Origin of the sequence: Saccharomonospora sp. NPDC046836, assembly GCF_040645195.1 — a bacterium.
Taxonomy (GTDB): Bacteria; Actinomycetota; Actinomycetes; order Mycobacteriales; family Pseudonocardiaceae; genus Prauserella_A.
Map to the genome: position 1 here is coordinate 1 of NZ_JBEYXW010000030.1, position 19,630 is coordinate 19,630.

General features: G+C 65.5%; 19 protein-coding genes and 1 pseudogene. 13 read left to right on the forward strand and 7 right to left on the reverse strand.

All coding sequences use genetic code 11. The features are described from left to right. Window positions 1-675: 675 nt before the first annotated feature. A complete protein-coding gene (locus ABZ863_RS26840; protein WP_358540928.1) occupies window positions 676-1,587 on the reverse strand; it encodes an NAD(P)-dependent oxidoreductase in 912 nt (303 codons plus the stop codon). 287 nt (window positions 1,588-1,874) lie between these two features. Here ABZ863_RS26840 and ABZ863_RS26845 point away from each other — a divergent pair, with 287 nt between their 5' ends. Then, entirely contained in the window at window positions 1,875-3,365 is a 1,491-nt protein-coding gene (locus tag ABZ863_RS26845; protein ID WP_358540930.1) for an aldehyde dehydrogenase family protein, read from the forward strand. Between the two features lie 81 nt (window positions 3,366-3,446). On the opposite strand, the gene ABZ863_RS26850 is transcribed toward ABZ863_RS26845, so the two are convergent. Beyond that, window positions 3,447-3,641, reverse strand: coding sequence for a transposase (locus ABZ863_RS26850; protein ID WP_358540933.1), 195 nt, complete (start codon window positions 3,639-3,641; stop codon window positions 3,447-3,449). A 677-nt stretch (window positions 3,642-4,318) separates the two neighbouring features. Between ABZ863_RS26850 and ABZ863_RS26855 the strand changes: the two genes are divergently transcribed. Continuing rightward, on the forward strand, window positions 4,319-4,501 hold the full coding sequence (locus ABZ863_RS26855; protein ID WP_358540936.1) for a hypothetical protein: 183 nt from the start codon (window positions 4,319-4,321) through the stop codon (window positions 4,499-4,501). Window positions 4,502-4,702: 201 nt separating this feature from the next. Here the strand turns inward: ABZ863_RS26855 and ABZ863_RS26860 are convergent, their stop codons facing one another. Beyond that, window positions 4,703-5,521 (reverse strand): enoyl-CoA hydratase-related protein, encoded by an 819-nt coding sequence (locus tag ABZ863_RS26860; protein WP_358540939.1) that lies wholly within the window; start codon window positions 5,519-5,521, stop codon window positions 4,703-4,705. A 149-nt stretch (window positions 5,522-5,670) separates the two neighbouring features. On the opposite strand from ABZ863_RS26860, the gene ABZ863_RS26865 reads away from it, so the two are divergent. The 3 genes from ABZ863_RS26865 (at window position 5,671) to ABZ863_RS26875 (ending at window position 8,566) form a co-directional block, all read left to right on the forward strand. Further along, entirely contained in the window at window positions 5,671-6,855 is a 1,185-nt protein-coding gene (locus tag ABZ863_RS26865; protein WP_358540940.1) for a saccharopine dehydrogenase NADP-binding domain-containing protein, read from the forward strand. Between the two features lie 8 nt (window positions 6,856-6,863). Further along, the gene (locus tag ABZ863_RS26870) at window positions 6,864-7,838 is read left to right on the forward strand and encodes an LLM class F420-dependent oxidoreductase (RefSeq protein ID WP_358540942.1); all 975 of its coding nucleotides are present in this window, start codon (window positions 6,864-6,866) and stop codon (window positions 7,836-7,838) included. Window positions 7,839-7,936: 98 nt separating this feature from the next. Next, the gene (locus tag ABZ863_RS26875; protein WP_358540943.1) at window positions 7,937-8,566 is read left to right on the forward strand and encodes a TetR/AcrR family transcriptional regulator; all 630 of its coding nucleotides are present in this window, start codon (window positions 7,937-7,939) and stop codon (window positions 8,564-8,566) included. Here ABZ863_RS26875 and ABZ863_RS26880 read toward each other — a convergent pair. Beyond that, window positions 8,532-9,188 (reverse strand): TetR family transcriptional regulator C-terminal domain-containing protein, encoded by a 657-nt coding sequence (locus ABZ863_RS26880; RefSeq protein WP_358540946.1) that lies wholly within the window; start codon window positions 9,186-9,188, stop codon window positions 8,532-8,534. The two genes, ABZ863_RS26875 and ABZ863_RS26880, sit on opposite strands and share 35 nt — an antisense overlap. A 463-nt stretch (window positions 9,189-9,651) precedes the next feature. On the opposite strand from ABZ863_RS26880, the gene ABZ863_RS26885 reads away from it, so the two are divergent. From ABZ863_RS26885 to ABZ863_RS26920, 8 genes and pseudogenes are all read left to right on the forward strand, one after another. After that, window positions 9,652-11,193 carry an AMP-binding protein gene (locus tag ABZ863_RS26885; protein ID WP_358540948.1) on the forward strand — a complete coding sequence of 514 codons (1,542 nt, stop codon included), beginning with the start codon at window positions 9,652-9,654 and terminating at the stop codon, window positions 11,191-11,193. Continuing rightward, window positions 11,190-12,758 carry a carboxyl transferase domain-containing protein gene (locus tag ABZ863_RS26890; protein ID WP_358540950.1) on the forward strand — a complete coding sequence of 523 codons (1,569 nt, stop codon included), beginning with the start codon at window positions 11,190-11,192 and terminating at the stop codon, window positions 12,756-12,758. Before ABZ863_RS26885 ends, ABZ863_RS26890 begins: the two co-directional genes overlap by 4 nt. Before the next feature lie 17 nt (window positions 12,759-12,775). Continuing rightward, window positions 12,776-12,997 carry a biotin/lipoyl-binding carrier protein gene (locus tag ABZ863_RS26895; protein WP_358540952.1) on the forward strand — a complete coding sequence of 74 codons (222 nt, stop codon included), beginning with the start codon at window positions 12,776-12,778 and terminating at the stop codon, window positions 12,995-12,997. Beyond that, window positions 12,994-14,364, forward strand: coding sequence for an acetyl-CoA carboxylase biotin carboxylase subunit (locus ABZ863_RS26900; protein WP_358540955.1), 1,371 nt, complete (start codon window positions 12,994-12,996; stop codon window positions 14,362-14,364). The genes ABZ863_RS26895 and ABZ863_RS26900 overlap by 4 nt, the downstream gene beginning before the upstream one ends. Beyond that, on the forward strand, window positions 14,354-15,208 hold the full coding sequence (locus ABZ863_RS26905) for a VOC family protein (protein WP_358540958.1): 855 nt from the start codon (window positions 14,354-14,356) through the stop codon (window positions 15,206-15,208). Before ABZ863_RS26900 ends, ABZ863_RS26905 begins: the two co-directional genes overlap by 11 nt. Continuing rightward, window positions 15,202-16,173, forward strand: a complete 972-nt coding sequence (locus ABZ863_RS26910) for a nitronate monooxygenase family protein (RefSeq protein WP_358540960.1) — start codon at window positions 15,202-15,204, stop codon at window positions 16,171-16,173. Before ABZ863_RS26905 ends, ABZ863_RS26910 begins: the two co-directional genes overlap by 7 nt. Window positions 16,174-16,235: 62 nt before the next feature. Beyond that, the gene (locus ABZ863_RS26915) at window positions 16,236-17,618 is read left to right on the forward strand and encodes an MFS transporter (RefSeq protein WP_358540963.1); all 1,383 of its coding nucleotides are present in this window, start codon (window positions 16,236-16,238) and stop codon (window positions 17,616-17,618) included. 20 nt (window positions 17,619-17,638) lie between these two features. Then, window positions 17,639-17,989, forward strand: a pseudogene (locus ABZ863_RS26920) (acyl-CoA dehydrogenase family protein); the annotation flags it as partial. A gap of 245 nt (window positions 17,990-18,234) precedes the next feature. On the opposite strand, the gene ABZ863_RS26925 reads toward ABZ863_RS26920, so the two are convergent. From ABZ863_RS26925 to ABZ863_RS26935, 3 genes are read right to left on the reverse strand one after another with little or no spacing between them, the layout of a single operon-like run. Continuing rightward, entirely contained in the window at window positions 18,235-18,360 is a 126-nt protein-coding gene (locus ABZ863_RS26925) for a hypothetical protein (RefSeq protein WP_358540966.1), read from the reverse strand. A 28-nt stretch (window positions 18,361-18,388) separates the two neighbouring features. Continuing rightward, window positions 18,389-18,658: an aldo/keto reductase gene (locus ABZ863_RS26930; RefSeq protein ID WP_358540969.1), complete on the reverse strand. Its 270-nt coding sequence runs from the start codon at window positions 18,656-18,658 to the stop codon at window positions 18,389-18,391. 48 nt (window positions 18,659-18,706) lie between these two features. After that, entirely contained in the window at window positions 18,707-19,513 is an 807-nt protein-coding gene (locus ABZ863_RS26935; RefSeq protein ID WP_358540971.1) for an enoyl-CoA hydratase-related protein, read from the reverse strand. Window positions 19,514-19,630: the final 117 nt, after the last annotated feature.

Here is a 19,630-nt window from a genome sequence, read left to right on the forward strand (position 1 = left end):
GTTCGACGGCGCACCCGCCGCCGGCAACGTCCACTCCTGCTGTGCAGTCGAAACGGCCGTTGCGCCGGCAGCTCGTGCCTTATGGATTCCTGTTGTCCAGTGCGGTGCTGTTCTCGTGTGCGAGGTGCTCGGCGACGCGCTCGATCTGGTCTTCATCGGAAGCCTTAATTGCTGATCCCATCGACCAGACCGGCCAAGGCCTGTTAACGCCTGCCCTCCCCGGCGGTCGTGCGCGCTATGAGTCAAGCGTCGGTCTGGCGCTCGGCATGAACGGTGATGTCTAGGCGGCTGCCGGGATTATCAGCTTCGGACATCTGTCTCGGTCCGCGGAGGAAGGCGATCCAGAGGGGTGTCCTGGTTCATCGCCGCCGCCTCGGAGCCGTCGGGCGTCGATCGCCGTACCTGCGAGCGGGCCGGACGCCTTTAGCGAGACGCCGATAAGACCGATGATGCCGGATCACGGACCGGCTCGGCCGGGCCGGGGCGGCCGCCGTCGGGTTGATCGTCAACGCGGGTCGGACGGTGCTGGCCCCGCTGGGGGCCGCCACGGCCACGCTGTTCGTCGCCGCCCTGGTGATGGGGCTGGGGCAGCAGGTCGTGATAGTCGGGCAGCAGACCGTCGTCGCCCACGCCGGGGCGGGCAGCGACGCTGCGTTCGCGATCAGCTCACTTCTGCTAGCCCTGCCTGGGCGTCACCTTCGTGCCGGTGAGCTGCTCGTAGATCGTCACCAGGGCGGTGGCGTCCCGGTCACCAAGACCGGCCGCGCGGCCCATCTCGTACACCTGCGAGCAAACCGCCTGCATGAACAGCGGCACCCGGAACGCGCGACCGAGCCCGCCCTCGAGCTCGAGGTCCTTGCAGGAGATGTCCAGACGCACGCCGTCGAAGTCGCGGTCGATGATGCGCTGGGCGCGGTAGCCGAACGCGACGCTGTTGCCGGTCGACGCCGTGATGACGTCCCGCATGAGTACCGGGTCGATGCCGGCCTTGGCGCCCAGAACCATCGCCTCGATCGCGGCGATCGAGTTGACCTTGTACAGCATGTTGTTGATCAGCTTCATCATCACGCCGCGACCTACCGGTCCGACGTGGACGATGTCGGACGTCATGGGCTCAAGGGCGAAGCGCGCGCGCTCGAGATCCGCGGCATCGCCACCGACCAGGGCGCGCAGAGTACCCTCCCGCGCTCCCTTGATCATTCCGGTCACGCCCGCGTCGATCATGCTGATCTCGCTCTCGCGCAGCCGGTCGTGGATGTCGATGATCGCCGTCGGCTCCACCGTGCTGGTGCAGATGACCAGATCGCCGGAGCGCGCACCGGCGGCGGCACCCCGCTCACCGAGCAGGACCTCCCGCGTCTGGGCAGTGGTGTCGACCATGGTGACGACCGTTGCCGCGCGGGAGGCGACGTTGGCGGGATCCAAGCCGATGCTGGCACCGAGATCGGCCAATTCCCGGTTGCGGGCGTCGTTGATGTCGTACCCGACCACCGCCCGCCCTGCTGCGACGAGATTGGCGGCCATTCCGCTCCCCATCGCCCCGAGGCCGACGAATCCGATCGTGTTCGCACGGGTGTTGGCGTTCATGCTGGCGCGTCCTCGTTCCTCGTCGTCGAGTAGTGAGTGACCTGGTGGCGCGGCCACACGCCGGCACGGCTTCCAGCCCGCGACGAGGCGACACCCACCCATCCCGCCCTGCAGAAGTGTGACGTTCGGCCGACGAATACGCGAGACTATGCCAGGCAGTTATCAAGGGTGTCAATTATGTATTGATTGCGAACTGCTTGACATTCAGAATTCTCGTTGGACAGTATGCCCCCATGACGCGTGAGACCAGTCAGTCCAGACGGCCACACGGTGCACGAGGGGCTGCGATGACGCAGGAGATGTCGAGGCAGCAGCTGGCTGCTCCGGAGTCGTGGGCGAACTTCATCGACGGCCGGTGGGCCGAGGCGGCCGACGGCCGGACCTTTGAGCGCCGGGATCCGTTCGACCAGACCCTGGCCGGCACGTACGCCGACTCCTCGGAGGTCGATGTCGAGCGTGCGACGGTCGCGGCCCGGGCCGCGTTCGACTCCGGCCCGTGGCCGCGGATGTCGGCGAGCGAGCGGGCTGCCGTGCTAGGGCGGGCGGCGAAGCTACTCCGGGAACGGGCCACGTCGATCGCGTCGATGATGACCCGAGAGGTCGGTCAGCCCGGCCAGCTCGGAGCAGTAGCCGAGGCGGCCGACCATCTCGAGTACTTCGCCGGCCTGGCCGTCAGCCGTCGGGACGAGGCCGTGACCGGCCAGCACGCGGACGCGATCGGTCTCGTGGCGAAGGAGCCCGTCGGCGTCGTCGGGGCGTTGACGTCGTGGAACGTCCCGTTGTCCCCGGCGTACAAGAGCTGCCCGGGGGTCGCCGTCGGCTGCTCCGTGGTCGTGAAGCCGGGGCACCAGGCCTCCGGGGGCACGCTGGAACTGGCGCGCGCGCTGCATGACGCGGGCCTGCCCGACGGGGTGTTCAACGTAGTGACCGGTGCCGCCGACAACGGTGCCGTCGCCGGTCGGGCGCTGGCAGGAAGCCCTCGGGTCGACATGGTGACCTTCACCGGCTCGTCTGCGACCGGGCGGGCGGTGATGCGCGCCGCGAGCGACAACCTCAGTAAGGTCAGCCTTGAGCTTGGCGGCAAGTCGCCGCACGTCGTCTTCGCAGATGTGCCGTCGATCGACCGGGCGGCTGCCGCGGCGGCGAAAGGCTTCGTCCGACTGGCCGGGCAGTCGTGTCAGGCCGGTTCGCGGCTGCTGCTGCACGAGGACATCAAGGCGGAGTTTCTGGAGCGCCTGCTCGAACACGTGGCCCAGACCCGGATTGGTGATCCGTTCGACTCAAAGACCACTTGTGGTCCTCTGGTCAGCGCCGAGCAGCTCGAGCGGGTCTCCGCGCACGCGGAATCAGGAAAGCGCACGAGTAGGCTGCTCGTCGGTGGCGAGCGGCCCGACGAAGACGATCTCGCGTCGGGCTTCTTCTTCCAGCCGACCGTCTTCGACGAGGTTCCTGCGGATGCGCAGATCGCGCAGGAGGAGATCTTCGGTCCGGTGCTCGCGGTACTGTCGTTCCGTGACGTCGACGAGGCGATCGCGCTCTCAAACCGCACCGCATACGGACTCGCTGCGGGCTGCTGGTCGGCCGATCTCTCCACAGCGATGCGGTTCGCGCGGGGAGTACGTGCAGGAATCGTCTGGATCAACGGATTCCGCGACGATTCTGTACTCAAACAGATGCCCATGGGCGGCTACAAGCAGAGCGGGATCGGTCGCGAGCGCGGCCCCGAGGGGATGGAAGCGTTTCTTGAGACCAAGAGCGTCATGATCAAATCTGTGTGAGTTGATTAGTCGGTCTACGATCTGACCTCCCGCGGCTGGTTACCGCAGGACGGGCTGTTCGGCAGGAGCTGTACCGCGTGTCTAGGGTCGAGGTTGCCCGCGTTTGCCGGGCGGCTGCCGGCGCGAGTCCCACCGGTCGCGGATCGTCTTGCCGGCGACGTAGCGGGCGCGCTGGTGCCAGGCGGCTTCGACGAGTAACCGGCGGAGGTGGGTGTTGCCGGTCTTGGTGATCGAGCCTTGCACCCGCGAGGTCGCGGAGGAGTGCTCGCTGGGCACCAGACCGACAAACGCTCCGACCGTGGCGCCGGTGAACCGGTGCTAGTCACGATCTCGACGGCAAGGGCGAACCCAGTCAGGGTGGATATCCCGCGCAGGCAACCAAGCCGCCGCACCACCGGGGTGAACTCGCTGTCGGCGGCCAGTTCGACGATCGCCTTGTCGAGCCGGTCACGGCGGGCAGTGATCGCGATCGCAGCCTTGTGGTCGGACTCGAACGCTACCGTCGTGGCCGGGGTGCCGAAGTGCTGCTGGCGCGGCCACCGGTCGTGCGCGCCGGTCCAGGCCTGCCCGCCCGGGTAGACGATCCCTTGCCGCAGCAGCAGTTTGGACAACCGGTGCCGTGCACGCATCAGATCACCACGGCAGTCCTCCCGAGCCCGCACCAGCTCCCGCGCCGCCTCTTGAGCCACGGTGGGCACCACGACCGGGGTGATCTCACCCAGCCGCAGCAGCGGCGCCAGGTGCACCGCATCCTTCGCATTGGTCTTGACCCGATCACCGGCTGGACGTTGCAGCTCACCATGAGGGAAGGCCGGCAGGCACGCTGGAGAAGATGATCGATATCAAGCTCTCCTACGCCCCCACCCGCGACGAGGCACTGGAGAACACCCGCTTCTGGGCGCCGCTGTCACTAACTCCCGAACAAAGTACGGACTCGAAGACTCTCGGTAGCCATGGCCGCCGCGGCCGGCGCCCTGCCGATCGAGCAGGTGCTCGAGGAGGTCATCAACGACGTCCGTCCCTACAAGGAGGCAGGCTTCAACCACCTGGTCTTCCACCCGTCCGGACACGATCAGGTCGGCTTCCTGCAGTCGTTTGCCACCCAGGTGGTTCCCGGGCTGCGGGGTACGGTGTGATTCGGCAGCCCACCGATACCGCGGCGGTTTTCCTACCGGGCCGACGGTCCGAACGGTTGCCTTGACCCAGCGGTTCGGCGACTTCATTGCTCTACCGATCTCGCTGCGCCGGCAAGTAGACCACGGAGGCCGCGGTCGAGGCGCGAACCAGAGGCGATACGGCAGAATCAAGGTTGACCAGTGGGATCAACGCTGGGGACGTTAGTGGCCGAAGACCGGTGTTTCCTTCTTCGTAAACGCCGCGATGGCTTCCAGGTGGTCGGTCGTAATGCCGCATTCCTTATGCCGCGGGACCTCGGCCGTCATCGACTCGAAGAGTGTCGAGCTAGGAGCCTCGGTGAGGTTGCGCTTCATGTGCGCTAGGGCGGTTCGTGGCCCGCGGGCGAGCGCGGTCGCGACGTGCCGGGTGTGCTCGGCAAGGTCATCCGGTTCGGTCACGTAGTTGAGCAGGCCCAGCTTGAGGCACTCCTGCGCATCAAGGCGGGTGCTGAGGTACAACAATTCACGTGCCCTGGCTGGTCCCGCCAGTTGATGGAGCAGCCAGGCAACCCCGTAGTCGCCGGACAAGCCGACATTCCCGAAGGCAGTAACCATCAGCGTCTGGGACGAGCCGACTCTCAGGTCGGCGGCGAGCGCGAACCCTAGACCTGCTCCGGCGGCGGCGCCTGGCAGGGAGGCGACGACGGGGGTGCTCATCGAGTAGATCATGCCGACGGTACGTCGCTGATGTCCCAACTGCTCCTCGACGCGGGCCGGGTCCACGTGATCGGATCCGCTGCCTTCGCCGCCGCGCGCCTCAAAGTCGAGCACGTCACCACCGGAGCAGAAGGCAGTACCAGCGCCTGTGATGACCACGCATCCGACGTCGGGCGAGGCCTCCATCTGCTCAAGCAGATCTCCGAGGCCGACGAGCATCGAGGACGAGATGGCGTTGCGCCGCGCAGGCCGATTCAGGGTGATCGTGCCTACTCCATCCGAGATGGAGCCGTATACGTCCTCGTGGCTTGTCATGGCAGTCATCGCGACAGTCCTTCCTCCGGCGTTGCCAGCGCATCATGGCACCCATACCCGAACTAAGCAAATGCTCATTCAAGGCGCTCGAGCCAGAGGTTGACGGGCTCGCGGGAAGTTGCCTAGCCTCCTGATTGGTCGTTCAATGAGGAGATGTCATGACGCTATCTGTAGTAGTGGTCGGCGGTGCTGGCGTGATGGGATCGCGGGCGGTACAGGCCTTGGTCGCGGAGGGGCACACCGTCACGGTGGCCGACCTTCAGGACTCGAAGGTCTCGGGTGCGCGCAACCTGCGCGTCGACGTGACAGACGAGAGTTCGCTCGCGGCCGCGCTGACGGGGCACGACGTGGTCGTGAACTTCGCTGGGCCCTACTACCTGTTCGGCGCTCGGGTCGCGCGGGCCGCGTTCGCCGCCAGCTTGCCCTACATCGACGTATGTGACGACGCCGAGGCGGCCGAAGCCATGATCGCCCTCGACTACCAGGCGAAGGCGAATGGCGTCACGGCCATCACCGGCGCGGGGTGCAGCCCCGGTGTGGCGAACGGCTTCGCGACGCTGCTCGCCCAGAGGTTCAGCGTCATCGAGGGCATCGACATCTGTTGGGTCCAGGGCGATCGCCGTCCCGGTGGCCGGGCCCCGCTGGAGCACTTCTTTTACGGTATCGATCGGGACATTCCGGTGTGGACAGACGGCCAGCGCGAGACGATTCGGCCGTTCCAGTCGTCCAGTCAGCGGATCTTTCCCTTCCAAGAGCCTCTGGGCCCGTACCCGGTGCTCGACGTTGGACATCCAGAAACCGTCACGCTGCCGCGCGTGCTGAATGTCGGAACTGTGCGGAACAAGGGGTCATTGGTCCCCGCGGGGTCCACTGCGATCTTCCAAATGCTCAGGGGTGTGGGCCTGCTGTCCGACACCGAGGTCACCGTCCACGGCCAAAAGATCGACGCACGCACGTTTGTCGCCCAGTTCCTGACCGATCGTCACAACGCGGCGGTTGCCCGCAATCCTCAGCCCAGCCAGCTCGGAATCGGGGTCGAGGTCCGCGGCAGGATCGGAGCCACAGAAGCAAGCGCGCTCATTTCGATGGCGAACCAAGACCCCATGAACGACACCACCGCGATCCCGCTGGTGGCCGCGCTCGGGCAGCTCGCCTCAGGTGACCTCCCCCATGGCGTCCATGGGCCTGAGGTGCTCGACACCGCGCGATGGTTCAGTGAGATCGCACGGCTCGATCCGACGTCCTACGGCGGGATCGAGGTCGAGCTTCCCTCGCTGTCCCGGCAGTCCTCGACGCTTGCTGGTTTGGCTGACCTCATCGGCGCCGATCAGGGCGAGGCATGAGGAGGCGGTTGGGTCTCGACGTTCGCAATGACCTGCCCGCAACTGAGCAGCTCGACTTGTGTGCGTGGGCCGACGACAACGGTTTTGCTGACGCCTGGATGGCCGAGATCACCGATCCGGAGATCTTCGCCATGATGGGAGCAGCGACCCAGCGAACCTCGCGCATCAGACTGGGCACGGCGATCGTGCCACTCGGACCGCGTAGCCTGCCCACCGTGGCGTCGGGCGCGGCCACGATCGCCGCGTTGGCCCCGGGTAGGCTGTGCCTCGGGCTCGGTGTGTCCAGCCGCGTGATCGTCGAGGCGTGGCACGGTGGCGATTTCGGTGCGCCGATCGCACGCGCACGGGAGTCAGTCAGCGCCCTGCGTGACATGCTGGTGGGCTGGCGGTCAGATCACCACGGCGACCACGTCCGGTCCGTTGGTTTCCAGCTCAAGCACGTCCCAGACTCGATGCCGGAGATCGCGCTGGCGGCGCTGAATCCCCAGATGCTCAGGCTCGCTGGCGAAGTCGCCGACGCGGTCCATCTCAACTTCGTCCCTGTGGACGCCGTGGCGACCGTTCTCGACCAGGTGCGCCGGGGCGCACAGGCCGTGAAGCGACCGATGCCCGAGGTCGTCCTGGCGGTGCCGACCTGGGTCACGGAAGATTGCGACGCGGCTCGCGCCGAGCTTGCTTCCGCTCTGGCCTTCTACCTGACCGCGCCGTCGTACCAGAAGGCGTTGACCTGGTACGGATTCGCGGCCGAGGTCGAGGCCCTCCGATCGGTGTATGCCAGCAAGGGCTTGAGCGCGGTGCCCGGCATCATCTCTCCGGCCATGCTCGATGCGATCGGCGCCTGGGGCACGGTGTCGCAGGTTCGGGATCGGTATCAGGAGTATTGGGAGGCGGGTGTGTCGAGCCTGTCGATCTCAGCACTCGGCCCGCATCCCATGGACACCTTCGCAGCGCTGGTGCCACCCGGGCGGAGCGACGTGGGTTGAATCGCGCGCGTTGGGTGGCGATGGTCGTCCCGCCCGCGTCCCGTCCGGGTGCGAACATAGTTTCGCGGTACCGGATCCAGCTGGAGGAGTTCGAGGCGATGTCGCAATGCGAAGCCCACGCCGTGGGACTGGAGACGGCAACCGAGCCCGGGACCCGGGACCGGATCTTGGACGCTGCCCTCCAGCTCTTCGTCCGCCGAGGCTACGCGGGCGCGACCCTCGGCGCGGTGGCCAGGAACGCGGGAGTGACGGCCGGCGCGCTGTACTGGTATGTCAAGTCGAAGCAAGACCTTTGCTTCGTGGTGATCGAACGCGAGTACCAGCGGTTCTACGACCATCTCGAGCTGACGAAGTCCGAGAAGGATCCGGTTGCGGCCTTGACGACGTTCGTACACCGGTATGTGGACTACCAGCTGCGTGACGGCGAGTTGTCGAAGACGTTCGGCTGGAGTCAGCTCGCCAACGAACTGGCGGTCGATCAGGCCCGTCGTGTCGACGACATGGTCACGCCTGTGATCGACAAGCTGAGGAGCATTCTCGCCGCCGGCGTCGAGGCCGGTGCCTTCGCCGTTGACCACGAAACCGTCACGTCCTTGGCTATCATCACCCTGTGCGAACACGTCCACACCTGGTACGACCCGGCGGGCACGCTGTCCCGGGATGAGGTGGCAGATTTGTACGCGAACCTGGCTCTCAGGATGGTCGGCGCGGGCGGCGCTCTGTGTTGACGCGCTCGGTGCGTTCAACCCGGAGGCTCCAACGCCCCTCAAGGAGCGCGAGCAGAGCGGTACCACGTTGCTCGTAGCGTGTCAGGACATCGGGGTCGAGGATCGCGTGGATGGCAAGCCCGTCCGCCAGGGCGATCAGGTCGCTGGCGAGGTCGACGGCCTCGAGGTCGGCAGAGATCTGGCCGGCCGACTGCGCGGCCTTGATCAGGCGGGTCACTGAGCGCCGCCACGAGCTCAGGTACTCACGCACCTCCTCGCTTGCCTCAGTGTTGTCTCCAGCCTCGGCGTAGAAGATCAGGAAGATCCGTAGGAGCGAGACGCTGCGCTCATCCAAGGGCAGCGAGGCCTGCATCATAAGCCGCAGCCGTTCGAGAGGGTCGTCGCCGGCGCGACGGGTAACCGTCCGCACGTAGTCCGTCTGGCGTTGGACGGCCCGCCGCAGTGCCTGGATCAACAAGTCGTGATGAGAGCTGAAGTAGTGATTCACCACCCCGGTCGACCAACCCGCTTCCTCGGCGACCGAGCGTGTCGTGATCGCCCGCAGTCCTGACCTCGCGAGCAACCGAAGAGTGGCGTCGGACAATTCTTCGCGACGCTTTACATGATCAACGATCTTAGGCACAAGTCACCTCTCTTTTTCGATCCTGGGATATATATTCCAGGATCGATATCCCGTTGGCAAATTGAGCGGGTCAAATCGGCTCAACAGTGCACGTAACAGACTCTTTTCCCTCGTAGTACTTGACATCGCACATGTGAGGCGAGCATCCTCACACCACTCTATTCCGACTGATCGACGTAAAAAAGGGCCATGCACCGAAGCATCATGGCTCTCGCAAACTGCTCAAGCGGTGCCATCGGAATGAATGGGAATGATCCTTTACGTTTCGGACCACCGATCGATGGCCATCGCTCCTGGTTTCGTCACCCCTTGGAAGGCGGCCGTCCTGCTGGTCAGGCTGACGAGGATTCGCGGCGTCCGACAGGTTGTCAGGCTGTGACCGCAGACGCCATGTGTCCAGATCGAGATGAGAAAGGGGTGCAACGTGAAGGGTCAATGGGGCCAACGATTGGGGGTCGACAGGATGAGTCCGACAGTCGATCTGATTGAGGCCGAGCGTGGGCGCCATAATGCACTCCTGCTGCGCAGCGAGGGGGTGCGAGTCAGCGTCGGTGAGTTCGCAGACTTGACCCGAAGGGCCGCACTGCTCCTGGAACAACGAGGGGTGCGGCGCGGCCAGCGCGTTGCCCTGATCGAGGGGAACACGCTCGAGCGCCTCATCTGGCAATACGCCGTGTGGTGGCTCGGGGCTATCGAGATCTCAGTCAACAACGAGCTCAAGGGGGCCATGCTCGACCACGTCCTTTCAGACTCGGAGCCGGAGCTTGTGATCAGTGGCGAAGCGATCGATCTGCCGACCATGGATGTTGTGACGATCGGCATGAGCACACGTGATCTTCCGATGTTCACGGAGGAAGATCACGGCCGCCTAGTCGAACTGCAGGTCGACATTCCGCCGGAGACTCATGCCACGATCCTGTACACGTCGGGCACGACCGGCCCCTCCAAGGGGGTCGTGCTTCCCCGGGGGTACTTTTCCAATCTCGGCGCGGTGTGGGCGTCCATCGTCGACGTCGGCCAAGGCGACGTTGTCTACTTCTCTCAGCCGTTCTTCCACGTCGATGCCCATCTTCTCCTGCCTATGTGCATGCAGACAGGTGCTGTCATGGCGTATCGACGCCGGTTCAGTGTCAGCTGCTTCTGGGCAGACGTCTCACGATTCGACGCGACCATCGGCATCGCCGTGGGCGCCATGCTTTCGGCGCTCACCACAACAACCCCTCCTGCACCCGACGACGTTTCGCTGCGCTGCATCATCTGCGCCCCCGTACCGGAGGAGGCGTATCGGTACTTTGAGGACCAGCTCGGAGTACCGCTGCTCGCCATGTACGGGCAAACAGAGGCAAATGGCGTGACGTTCGAGACCCCGGGCAACCGCCGTCGCGGAAGCGCTGGCAAGGCACTGTCTACTTACGACGTCGAAATCCAAGACGAGCACGGCCAGCCGATGCCGCCGGGTGCGGTGGGTGAGATCGTCTACCGGCCATTGTCCGCCAACATCATTTCGGCGGGCTATTGGAAGCGGGACGACGCCACCCGTGAGGCGTGGCGGGGCCTGTGGTTCCACACCGGCGACCTCGGCCTCTTGGACGCCGACGGCTTCTTGTTCTACAAAGGCCGGCTCACCGACAGCCTGCGCCGCCGGGGCGAAAACATCTCGTCCTGGGAACTCGAGACGATCGTGCGGACCTTGCCCGGTGTCGACGCGTGTGCAGCGATCGGGATCCCTGACCCGCTGGGCGGTGAAGACCGCATCAAGATCTTCGTCGCAACCCAGGACCCCGGCGCCTTCGACCCCAGACGTTTCTTCGAGGCATGCCACCGGGCACTTCCGCGCTTCGCGGTCCCCGACCTGGTCGAGGTGGTCACCGAATCGGAGTTCGTGCGGGGAGCCGGCACCGCCGCCATCCAAAAGCATCTGCTGTCTCGGGCTGTCGAAGGCCCAAGCATTCATGCACATCAAACCCGGGGAGACCGTTCCCCCCAGGACAGGAGCACACGGTGACCTTCACCTGGAGGCAGGCGCTGGCCGAACTGGACCGGCGCCGCGCGGCGGCCCAGTCCCTGGGTGGCGAGCGCCGAGTCCAGCGAGCCCACGACCAAGGCCGACTCACCATCCGAGAGCGGATTGAACACGCGACCTCGGAGTTCCACGAGATCGGCGAGTTCGCGGTGTTCCACGAGCGCAACGGTGCGGGTGAGTCGATTGGGACGCTCCCCTCGAGTTATGTCGCCGGGCTGGCCACCGTGGACGGGCGGCACGTGGCGGTCGGCGGTGAGGACTTCACAGTTCGGGGTGGAGCTCCGCAGAACTACCTCGAGCGGTTCAAAGGTGGCATGGGCGGATTCGTCGAGGACCTTGCCCACGAATACCGGATTCCGCTGATGCTCTTCATGGAGGGCATCGGCGGCGATGTCGCCGCGCAGGTGACCAAGGGGCACGCCTACCTGGTGAGCTCCATGAGCTGGCAACGCAGCTACCAACTGCTCGGCGAGGTGCCGGTCACGACGATGATCAGCGGTGCCGCGGTCGGCGGCACCGCCGGCCGCTCGGTGTTGAGCCACTTCAGCGTCATGACACAGGACTCCGTGATGTTCGCCGGAGGTCCGCCGCTGGTCAAGCGCGCGCTCGGCATCGACGTCGACAAGCACGAGCTCGGCGGCGCGCAGGTGCACACGGGCCTCACCGGCGCCATCGACAACATCGCCGAGAACGACGAGGACGCGATCGCGCAGATGCGCCGGTTCCTCAGCTACATGCCACAGAACGTATGGGAGCTCCCGCCCCGCGGTGACCGCTCGGACCCGACTGATCGTCGTGGCGAGGAACTGCTCGACATCATTCCGGAGAACCGTCGCCGCCCCTACCCGGTGCAGAAGATGATCGAGACGATCGTAGACCGGGACAGCTACTTCGCGATCGGGGCGGACTGGGGACGAAGCCTGTCGACCGGGCTGGCCAGGATCGATGGCATCCCCATCGGCGTCGTGGCGAACAACCCGCGGTTCCTCGGCGGCGCGCTCGACGGCGCCGCCGCGGAGAAGCAGGTGCGCTTCGTTGACATGTGCTCGACCTTCCATCTCCCGATCGTCTATTTCGTCGACGTTCCCGGTTTCATGGTCGGCCCCGACGCCGAGCGGGCCAACGTCGTCCGCTGGGGTATGCGAGCGATCCAGTCGATGATCGAGGCCGAGGTCCCGGTCATCACCGTGCATGTTCGTAAAGCGTTCGGCATGGCCGTCTCGGCAACCTCCAACCCGGATCGGCTGGGGCTACGTCTCGCCTGGCCCAGCGGTGAATGGGGCGACCTTCCCGTCGAAGGCGGCGTCGAAGCCGGGTTCCGTCGCGAGATCGAAGCAGCCGATGACCCCGAGGCATTTCGCCGGCTGGTCGAGGAGCGCATGCGGGCCACGGTCGACCCGTGGAAGACGGCCGAGGCGTTCGGTGTCGAGCAGATGATCGACCCGCGCGACACGCGCTCGGTCGTCGCCGCCCACCTCAACGCGTCGCTTCATGCCTTGGCCACGACGCTTGGGCCCCAGTCCCGCCAGTGGCGGATCCGTCCCTGAGGAAAGAAGAAATCAGCATGAGCATCACCGTCGTATCCGACGTCACCGCCGCGGTCTGGAAGATCGAGGTCAGCGTCGGCGACCACGTGGCAGAGGGCGATGATCTCGTCATCTTGGAAGCCATGAAGATGGAGATCCCGATCGAGGCCGAGGTCTCCGGCACCGTGACCGCGATCCACGTCGCCGCCGGCGACAGCGTCAACGACGGCCAGCCGCTGGTCACGATCGGTCAGCCATGACCTATTTCTCCAAGGTGCTCGTCGCCAACCGCGGCGAGATCGCGGTCAGAATCATCCGGACCCTCGACAACCTCGGAATCGCCTCGGTCGCCGTGTATTCGAGTGCCGACGCCGATGCCGTGCACGTGCGGCGCGCCAGCGAGGCGGTACTCATCGGTGAGGGCCCGGTGGCGGAGAGCTACCTACGGATCGACCGCATCATCGAGGCCGCGCTCACCACGGGCGCCGAGGCCATCCATCCCGGATACGGGCTGCTGTCGGAGAACCCAGAGCTGGTGCGGGCATGCGAGGAGGCGGGCATCGTATTCATCGGTCCCACCGCCGAAGCAATGTCACTGATGGGGTCCAAGGTCTCAGCACGCCATGTCATGAGAGCCGCCGGCGTCCCGATCGTGCCGGGCTCGACCGAGCCCGTGACCACCGCGTCGGAGGCTGCCCGGACGGCTGACGCGATCGGCTACCCGGTCGCGGTGAAGGCCTCGGGGGCGGGCGGAGGCAAGGGCTTTCGCGTCGCCAAGTCACCACAAGACCTGGAGCGCGCCATTGATGCCGCATCCTCGGAGGGCCAGCGTTTTTTCGGCAATCCAGAGGTATACCTCGAGCGGTACCTGCACGATCCGCGGCACATCGAGGTCCAGGTCCTCGGAGACGCCTCCGGCTCGGTCATCCACCTGTTCGAGCGTGACTGCTCCGTGCAGCGGCGCCACCAGAAGCTGGTAGAAGAGACACCCGCACCGCACGTGGACCCCGCCCTGCGCGAGCGGATCTGGGCGGTGGCCGTCGACGCGGCCAGGGCGATCGGCTATCGATCGGCGGGCACGGTGGAAGGGCTGCTCGATGGGGAGGACTTCTACTTCCTCGAGATGAACACCCGGGTCCAGGTCGAGCACGGTGTCACCGAGATGGTCACCGGCGTGGACATAGTCGCCGAGCAGATCCGCATTGCCGCGGGTCAACCGCTCACCCTGGCCCAGAGCGACATCCATTCGACCGGCCATGCCATCGAGTGCCGGGTCAACGCCGAGAACCCCGCACGCCGCTTCATGCCCTCGCCGGGGACGATCACCGCCTACGAAGAGCCGCACGGATCCCACATCAGGGTCGACTCCGGAATCGACCAAGGATCCGCCGTGCCCACCTACTACGACCCGTTGTTGGCGAAAGTGCTGGTCATCGGGCAGGACCGTGCTGATGCCACCACCCGGATGATTCAGGCGCTCGACGAGTTCACCATCGAAGGCGTCGACACGCTCATCTCCTTTCACCGGGCCCTGCTGTCTTCCCCGCAGTGGAAGTCGGCCGAGACCTGCAGGGATCTGATCGAGGACCGCGCGTGGCTGACGGGGCCGGCGATCCATGGCCGGTGACGGGTTCGACCTCGATCACGTGGCCCTCGCCACGAACGACGCGGCCGGCACGCTGGGCCACCTTCGACGGGAACTCGGTGCGCGCGTCTTCGCTGGTGAGCGGATCACGGAATGCCGCTACGCCACCTCCTACATCGGCGAAGATCATGGTGGTTCCTGTCTCGAGGTCATCGAACCCGCGGACGATGAAGCAATCGGGTTCGTGTCCAGATTTCTCGACACGCGCGGAGAGGGGCCTCACCACATCACGTTCATGGTCCCGGACCTGCGAGCGAGCATCGACCATGCCCGGAAGCTCGGCTACACGGTGGTCAAGGAGAGCCACGACTACCCACCCTGGCGCGAGGCGTTCCTGATGCCAGACCGCCGGCACGGCATTGTTGTCCAGTTCGGACAAAGCTCCCTCGCCTCGCCGGCAGCTCGCCACCGCGGCGAGATCGCCCCAGCTGTCGAAGCAGCGCAACTGCCACATGTGCGCGACGGTCGGGACCGGGACTGGTGGGCCGGCATCATGGCCGTAAAGCCTCGGCGGCGCGTCACCATCGATTCGTTCGTGCTCTATTCCACCGACCTGGCGGCGTCGAGGAGGCTGTTCGTCGAAGTATTGCGTGGCGACGAAGTGGCGAGCGCTCAGGACGACCGGCTCCAGATCCGATGGCCCGGCGGACGGCTCGAAATCCGCGCCACGAACGGCCACCCCGGCCTGCGCGAAATCGTGGTGCAGGGGCTGGATTCTCCGATCAGCATCGCGGGCTGCGGCTTCACCGTCGCAGCGGGTCCCAACTCTCACGCCTGCCCGCCGACCGCCGCCCTTCGCACCGATGAGGAGACCAGCACATGCTGAAGACCAGATTCACCGAGATGTTCGGCGTCGAGCACCCCATCGTCCAGGGCGGCATGCAGTGGGTCGGCACCGCCGCACTCGTCTCCGCCGTTTCCAATGCGGGCGCACTCGGGATACTGACCGGTCTGACCCAGCCGACGCCGGAGGAACTGTCGCGAGAGATCACGCGCTGTCGCGACCTGACCGACCGGCCGTTCGGTGTCAACCTCACCATCCTGCCAACGATCAAGCCGGTGCCCTACGACGAGTATCGCGAGGCGATCATCGAGTCCGGCGTCACCATCGTCGAGACCGCTGGGGCAAATCCGGCGGACCATATGCCTCACTTCAAAAGCCACGGCGTGAAGGTGATCCACAAGTGCACCAGCGTGCGCCACGCGCTCAAGGCGCAGAGCGTCGGCGCGGACGCCGTCAGCATCGACGGCTTCGAGTGTGCGGGACACCCCGGCGAGGACGACATCCCCGGTCTCGTCTTGATCCCGGCGGCGACGCGGCAGCTGAACATCCCGGTGCTCGCATCGGGAGGGATCGCCGATGCCGCCGGCCTGGTCGCGGCGCTGGCGCTGGGCGCCGACGGGGTGAACATGGGCACCCGCTTCATGTGCACTCAGGAGTCACCGATCCACTCCGAGATCAAGAAACACATCGTCGCATCTACTGAACACGACACCGCCCTGCTCTTCCGCCCGCTGCGAAACACTGCCCGCGTCGCTGCCAACGAGGTCAGTCGTGAAGCCATCGAGATCTTGACCTCTGGCGGCACGTTCGAGGATGTGCGAGACCTGGTCAGCGGGGCCCGCGGCCGCACAGTATTCGAAAACGGTGATCCTGAGGCCGGTGTGTGGACCGTCGGACTGGCCCAAGGCTTGATCAACGACGTCCCCACTGTCGATGAGCTCGTACGGCGCATGGTCGACGGTGCTGAGGAAGTCATCCGTGGTCGGCTAGAGGCGCAGATCGCGTAAAGCGCGTCTTTGCTGTTGGAGAACTGCAACAAGAGCAGCATTCATGAGGGCAGGAGGCTTTCGTGACCAGTACACTGATTGACAATGCGAAGTTTTCGAGGTTTCACCTACGGCTAACTTTGGCAACATTTGGCGGCATATTCCTCGATGGCTATATAATGAGCGCGCTTGCTATAGCTCTCCCGGGGGTTGAAGAGTCGTTCGACGTCTCACCGTCGACTCTTGGCGTGCTCGGGAGCACTATTGCGACAGGGCTACTTTTTGGTGCAGTGATCGTCGGGCGCCTGAGCGACCGCATCGGTCGACAACTTCTCTTCATGCTGCATTTCTTGGTGATTATTGTCGCATCCATTGGGGCTGCATTCTCAACGAGTACCACTCTACTTGCTGTACTCCTCATCGTCTCCGGGATCACGATCGGAGCAGACTACTCTTTGTCGCCTGCCCTGTTGGTGGAATGGTTGCCCCGAAAGTCACGAGGCCGTATCCTGACGCTTCTCGGCTTCATGTGGTTCGTTGGCGCAAGTGCGGCCTATGCGATTGGCTACGCGTTGGTGACCACGCAAGGTGCCGACGCTTGGCGCTTAATGTTGGGGAGTACTGCGGTCTTCGCTTTCCTCTTTGCGCTAGGCAGGATCGGGCTGCCGGAGTCGCCACGATGGCTGGTTAACAAGGGGCAACTCGAGAAAGCGCGCGGCGTATTGGCTCGAGTGTACCGCGTGAATGTCACCGACGAGATGTTGCGAGCCCTTAATGAGGGTAAGGCTAACACTGGCCGCAACCTTGCGACACTCTGGACACCTCGGTACCGCCGCCGTCTTATTTTCTGCGTCCTTTTCTGGACATTTTCAATCGTCCCCTTGAATATAATCTATGTCTATTCGCCTCTCATCTTGGAGGCGTTCAATATGTCCGGCGGGGGTGTGGCCATTCTGGGCGCGTTGGTCATCTCTCTTGTGAGCGGAATCGGCATTATTCCAGCGCTGCTGTTCGTGGAGAAGATTGGGCGGCGCCCGCTGATCGTTGGGTCATTCGGGCTCATGACTGTCCCGCTCGTAATCCTAGGGGTAATGCCCCATGGCTCGATCGCGCTCGTCATCGTCGCGTTCTGCGCGTACGCCTTGTTTACCGGCGGTCCAAGCTTTCTGCAGGCCCTCTACCCGTCGGAGCTGTTCGCGACTGAACTGCGGGGAACCGCACTCGGAATCACCGTTTCGGCCAGCAGGGCGGTCGCTGTCATTATGCTCCTGCTGACACCAATCGCGTTGAATTCCATCGGTACCGGTCCGGTCATGCTGATCGCAGCGGCATTCAGCCTGGCAGGATTCGTGTCATGCCTCGTGCTCGCACCCGAGACTCGGGGGCTGGCACTCGCAGACGCAAGCAATGCGACGCACGAAAGTCCCGAGCGCAACACGGATGACGACAGGTCCCTTCAGTCCTAGGCTCTAGAGACATCGCCGATCGCCGCGGTTGGTATTGCCGCGTGGTCGGCGGGTTCCAGGCGCTCAAACACCGCCTCGCGGACCTCGCCATCGACGTCGACTCCGCCGACGCCGCCGCCCGCAACGCGGCCGCCGCGCTGGCCGCCGGCGATCCGGACATCGAGATCGCGGCCACGGTCGCGCAGGCCTATTGCGGCGACCTCACGGTGACCGCAGCCGAGGAAGCGGTGCAGCTGCACGCCGGGATCGGCATGACCTGGGAACACCCGGCACACCTGTACCTCAAGCGTGCGAAGGCCGACCAGATCGCCTTCGGCACTGGCGGCATACACCGGGCGAACCTGGCTCACCTGATCGACCTCCCGATGTGACCGCGTCCAGCGGAATTCTCCGGCCCCGGGGAGGTGTCTCGCTGCGCTTCTTCAACGGCGGCGAGCCGGGCGCCACGTCGACGACCCTCGCCCCTTGTGGCGGATCCAGGTCGTCCAGGTCCCGCGTGATGGCGGCGTCGGGAAGCAGACGCCTGACGTCCTAGAGGAATTCGAGGGAAAGGCGGCCGAACGGGAGCACCGTGGGGCCTTCGCCGATGGTGGGCCGGTACAGGGAGGTTGTTCAGTCAGGAGCTGCCACCTCCTCGCGTCAGCATGACGTGCTCGCCGAAGCCGTAGACACGGGGCGGACGGATGCCGGTTTTGTTCAGCCCGATGTCCGCGTGGCCGAGGGCGAGCTTGTCGCCCGTCAACTTGGCCCCGCCGTCGACGCCCTGCGGATCAGGAACCGACGAGTTGTCGACGATCCCGGACCGGCGCGCGGAGCGCGGACCGAAGACGCTGCTGCACGTCCAAATGACCTTGCGCATGCCTAGGCGTACCGCAGGCGCGTTCGGACTCACCGCCCGCGTAGACCGCCGCCGTGTCGATCAGCGTGACGCCGGACTGCAGGGCGACCTCGACCGGCTCCCGTGCGCCTGCGCGGTTCGAGAGGCCGTAGCCGTTGCTGACCACGGCGCCCAGGCCGAGGACCAGGTGAGACTTCGCCATCGCGTCGTCGTCCGATCCTCGGGTGGGGCTCGTCGAGGTGGCCGGGCCTCACGACACGTCGCTTGCTTTGTTCACGCTGCGATCCGCGAACGCCCTCGTCGCGTTCCGGTGCGCCTCGGTGTGGTGGGCCAGGGCCTGCATGGTTCCGCTGAGCTCCAGGACTGAGTCGAACGAAAGGTCGGCCGACCTGCGCAGCAGCGCCTTCGCCAAGCGGGCCGAGGAGCTTGGGTTCTTGGCCACCCGGCGCGCCAGCGCGTTCGCCTCGCGCAGCAGGTCCGCGGGTTCGGAGACCGCGTTGACCAGGCCCCACTCGAGCGCCGTCGCCGCGTCGACGCGGTCACCGGTCAGCGTCATCTCGGCCGCGCGCGCGGGTCCGACGAGGCGGGTCAGCAACCAGGCGCCGCCGTCTCCGGAGATGAGACCCAGCTGGACGAAGTTCTCGGCGAAGAAGGCGTTCGTCGAGGCGATCCTCAGGTCGCACAGGAGGGCGAGGTCGCATCCGGCCCCGACGGCGGGCCCGTTGACCGCGGCGACGAGCGGGACCTCGCACGTGGAGACCGCGCGCGCGACGCGGTGGATGCCGTTCGCATAGCCCTGGAACTGCTCGTACGGCCCGCCGCTGAACATGCCCCGCCGGGCGACCATGTCGTGCACGTTGCCACCGGAGGAGAACGCTCCGCCCGCGCCGGTCACGATCACGCAGCGGACGGTCTGGTCGCCGTTGATCCGCCCGACCTCCCGCACGATGCTGTCGATCATCGACGGGGAGGTGATCGCGTTGCGGGTAGGCGGGTCGTGAACGACCCAGGTTTCGATGTCGTCGGTCCGTGTGACCTGCAGCTCCGCAAGGCTCATGCCGCGGTGCACCTCCTCATGACGGGCTCCGGATTCCGCCGCGCGGCCCACTGCCCTCATCCTCACTGGCTTCCATCTAGCAGAGGGGTATTCTAACATGAGGAGGATATCGCAGAG

Coding starts and splice junctions, on each gene's coding strand:
- ABZ863_RS26840 (WP_358540928.1), bottom strand. CDS start 1,587: ATGAACGCCAACACCCGTGCGAACACGATCGGATTCGTCGGCCTCGGG.
- ABZ863_RS26845 (WP_358540930.1), top strand. CDS start 1,875: ATGACGCAGGAGATGTCGAGGCAGCAGCTGGCTGCTCCGGAGTCGTGG.
- ABZ863_RS26855 (WP_358540936.1), top strand. CDS start 4,319: ATGGCCGCCGCGGCCGGCGCCCTGCCGATCGAGCAGGTGCTCGAGGAG.
- ABZ863_RS26860 (WP_358540939.1), bottom strand. CDS start 5,521: ATGACTGCCATGACAAGCCACGAGGACGTATACGGCTCCATCTCGGAT.
- ABZ863_RS26865 (WP_358540940.1), top strand. CDS start 5,671: ATGACGCTATCTGTAGTAGTGGTCGGCGGTGCTGGCGTGATGGGATCG.
- ABZ863_RS26875 (WP_358540943.1), top strand. CDS start 7,937: ATGTCGCAATGCGAAGCCCACGCCGTGGGACTGGAGACGGCAACCGAG.
- ABZ863_RS26885 (WP_358540948.1), top strand. CDS start 9,652: ATGAGTCCGACAGTCGATCTGATTGAGGCCGAGCGTGGGCGCCATAAT.
- ABZ863_RS26895 (WP_358540952.1), top strand. CDS start 12,776: ATGAGCATCACCGTCGTATCCGACGTCACCGCCGCGGTCTGGAAGATC.
- ABZ863_RS26900 (WP_358540955.1), top strand. CDS start 12,994: ATGACCTATTTCTCCAAGGTGCTCGTCGCCAACCGCGGCGAGATCGCG.
- ABZ863_RS26905 (WP_358540958.1), top strand. CDS start 14,354: ATGGCCGGTGACGGGTTCGACCTCGATCACGTGGCCCTCGCCACGAAC.
- ABZ863_RS26910 (WP_358540960.1), top strand. CDS start 15,202: ATGCTGAAGACCAGATTCACCGAGATGTTCGGCGTCGAGCACCCCATC.
- ABZ863_RS26930 (WP_358540969.1), bottom strand. CDS start 18,658: ATGGCGAAGTCTCACCTGGTCCTCGGCCTGGGCGCCGTGGTCAGCAAC.
- ABZ863_RS26935 (WP_358540971.1), bottom strand. CDS start 19,513: ATGAGCCTTGCGGAGCTGCAGGTCACACGGACCGACGACATCGAAACC.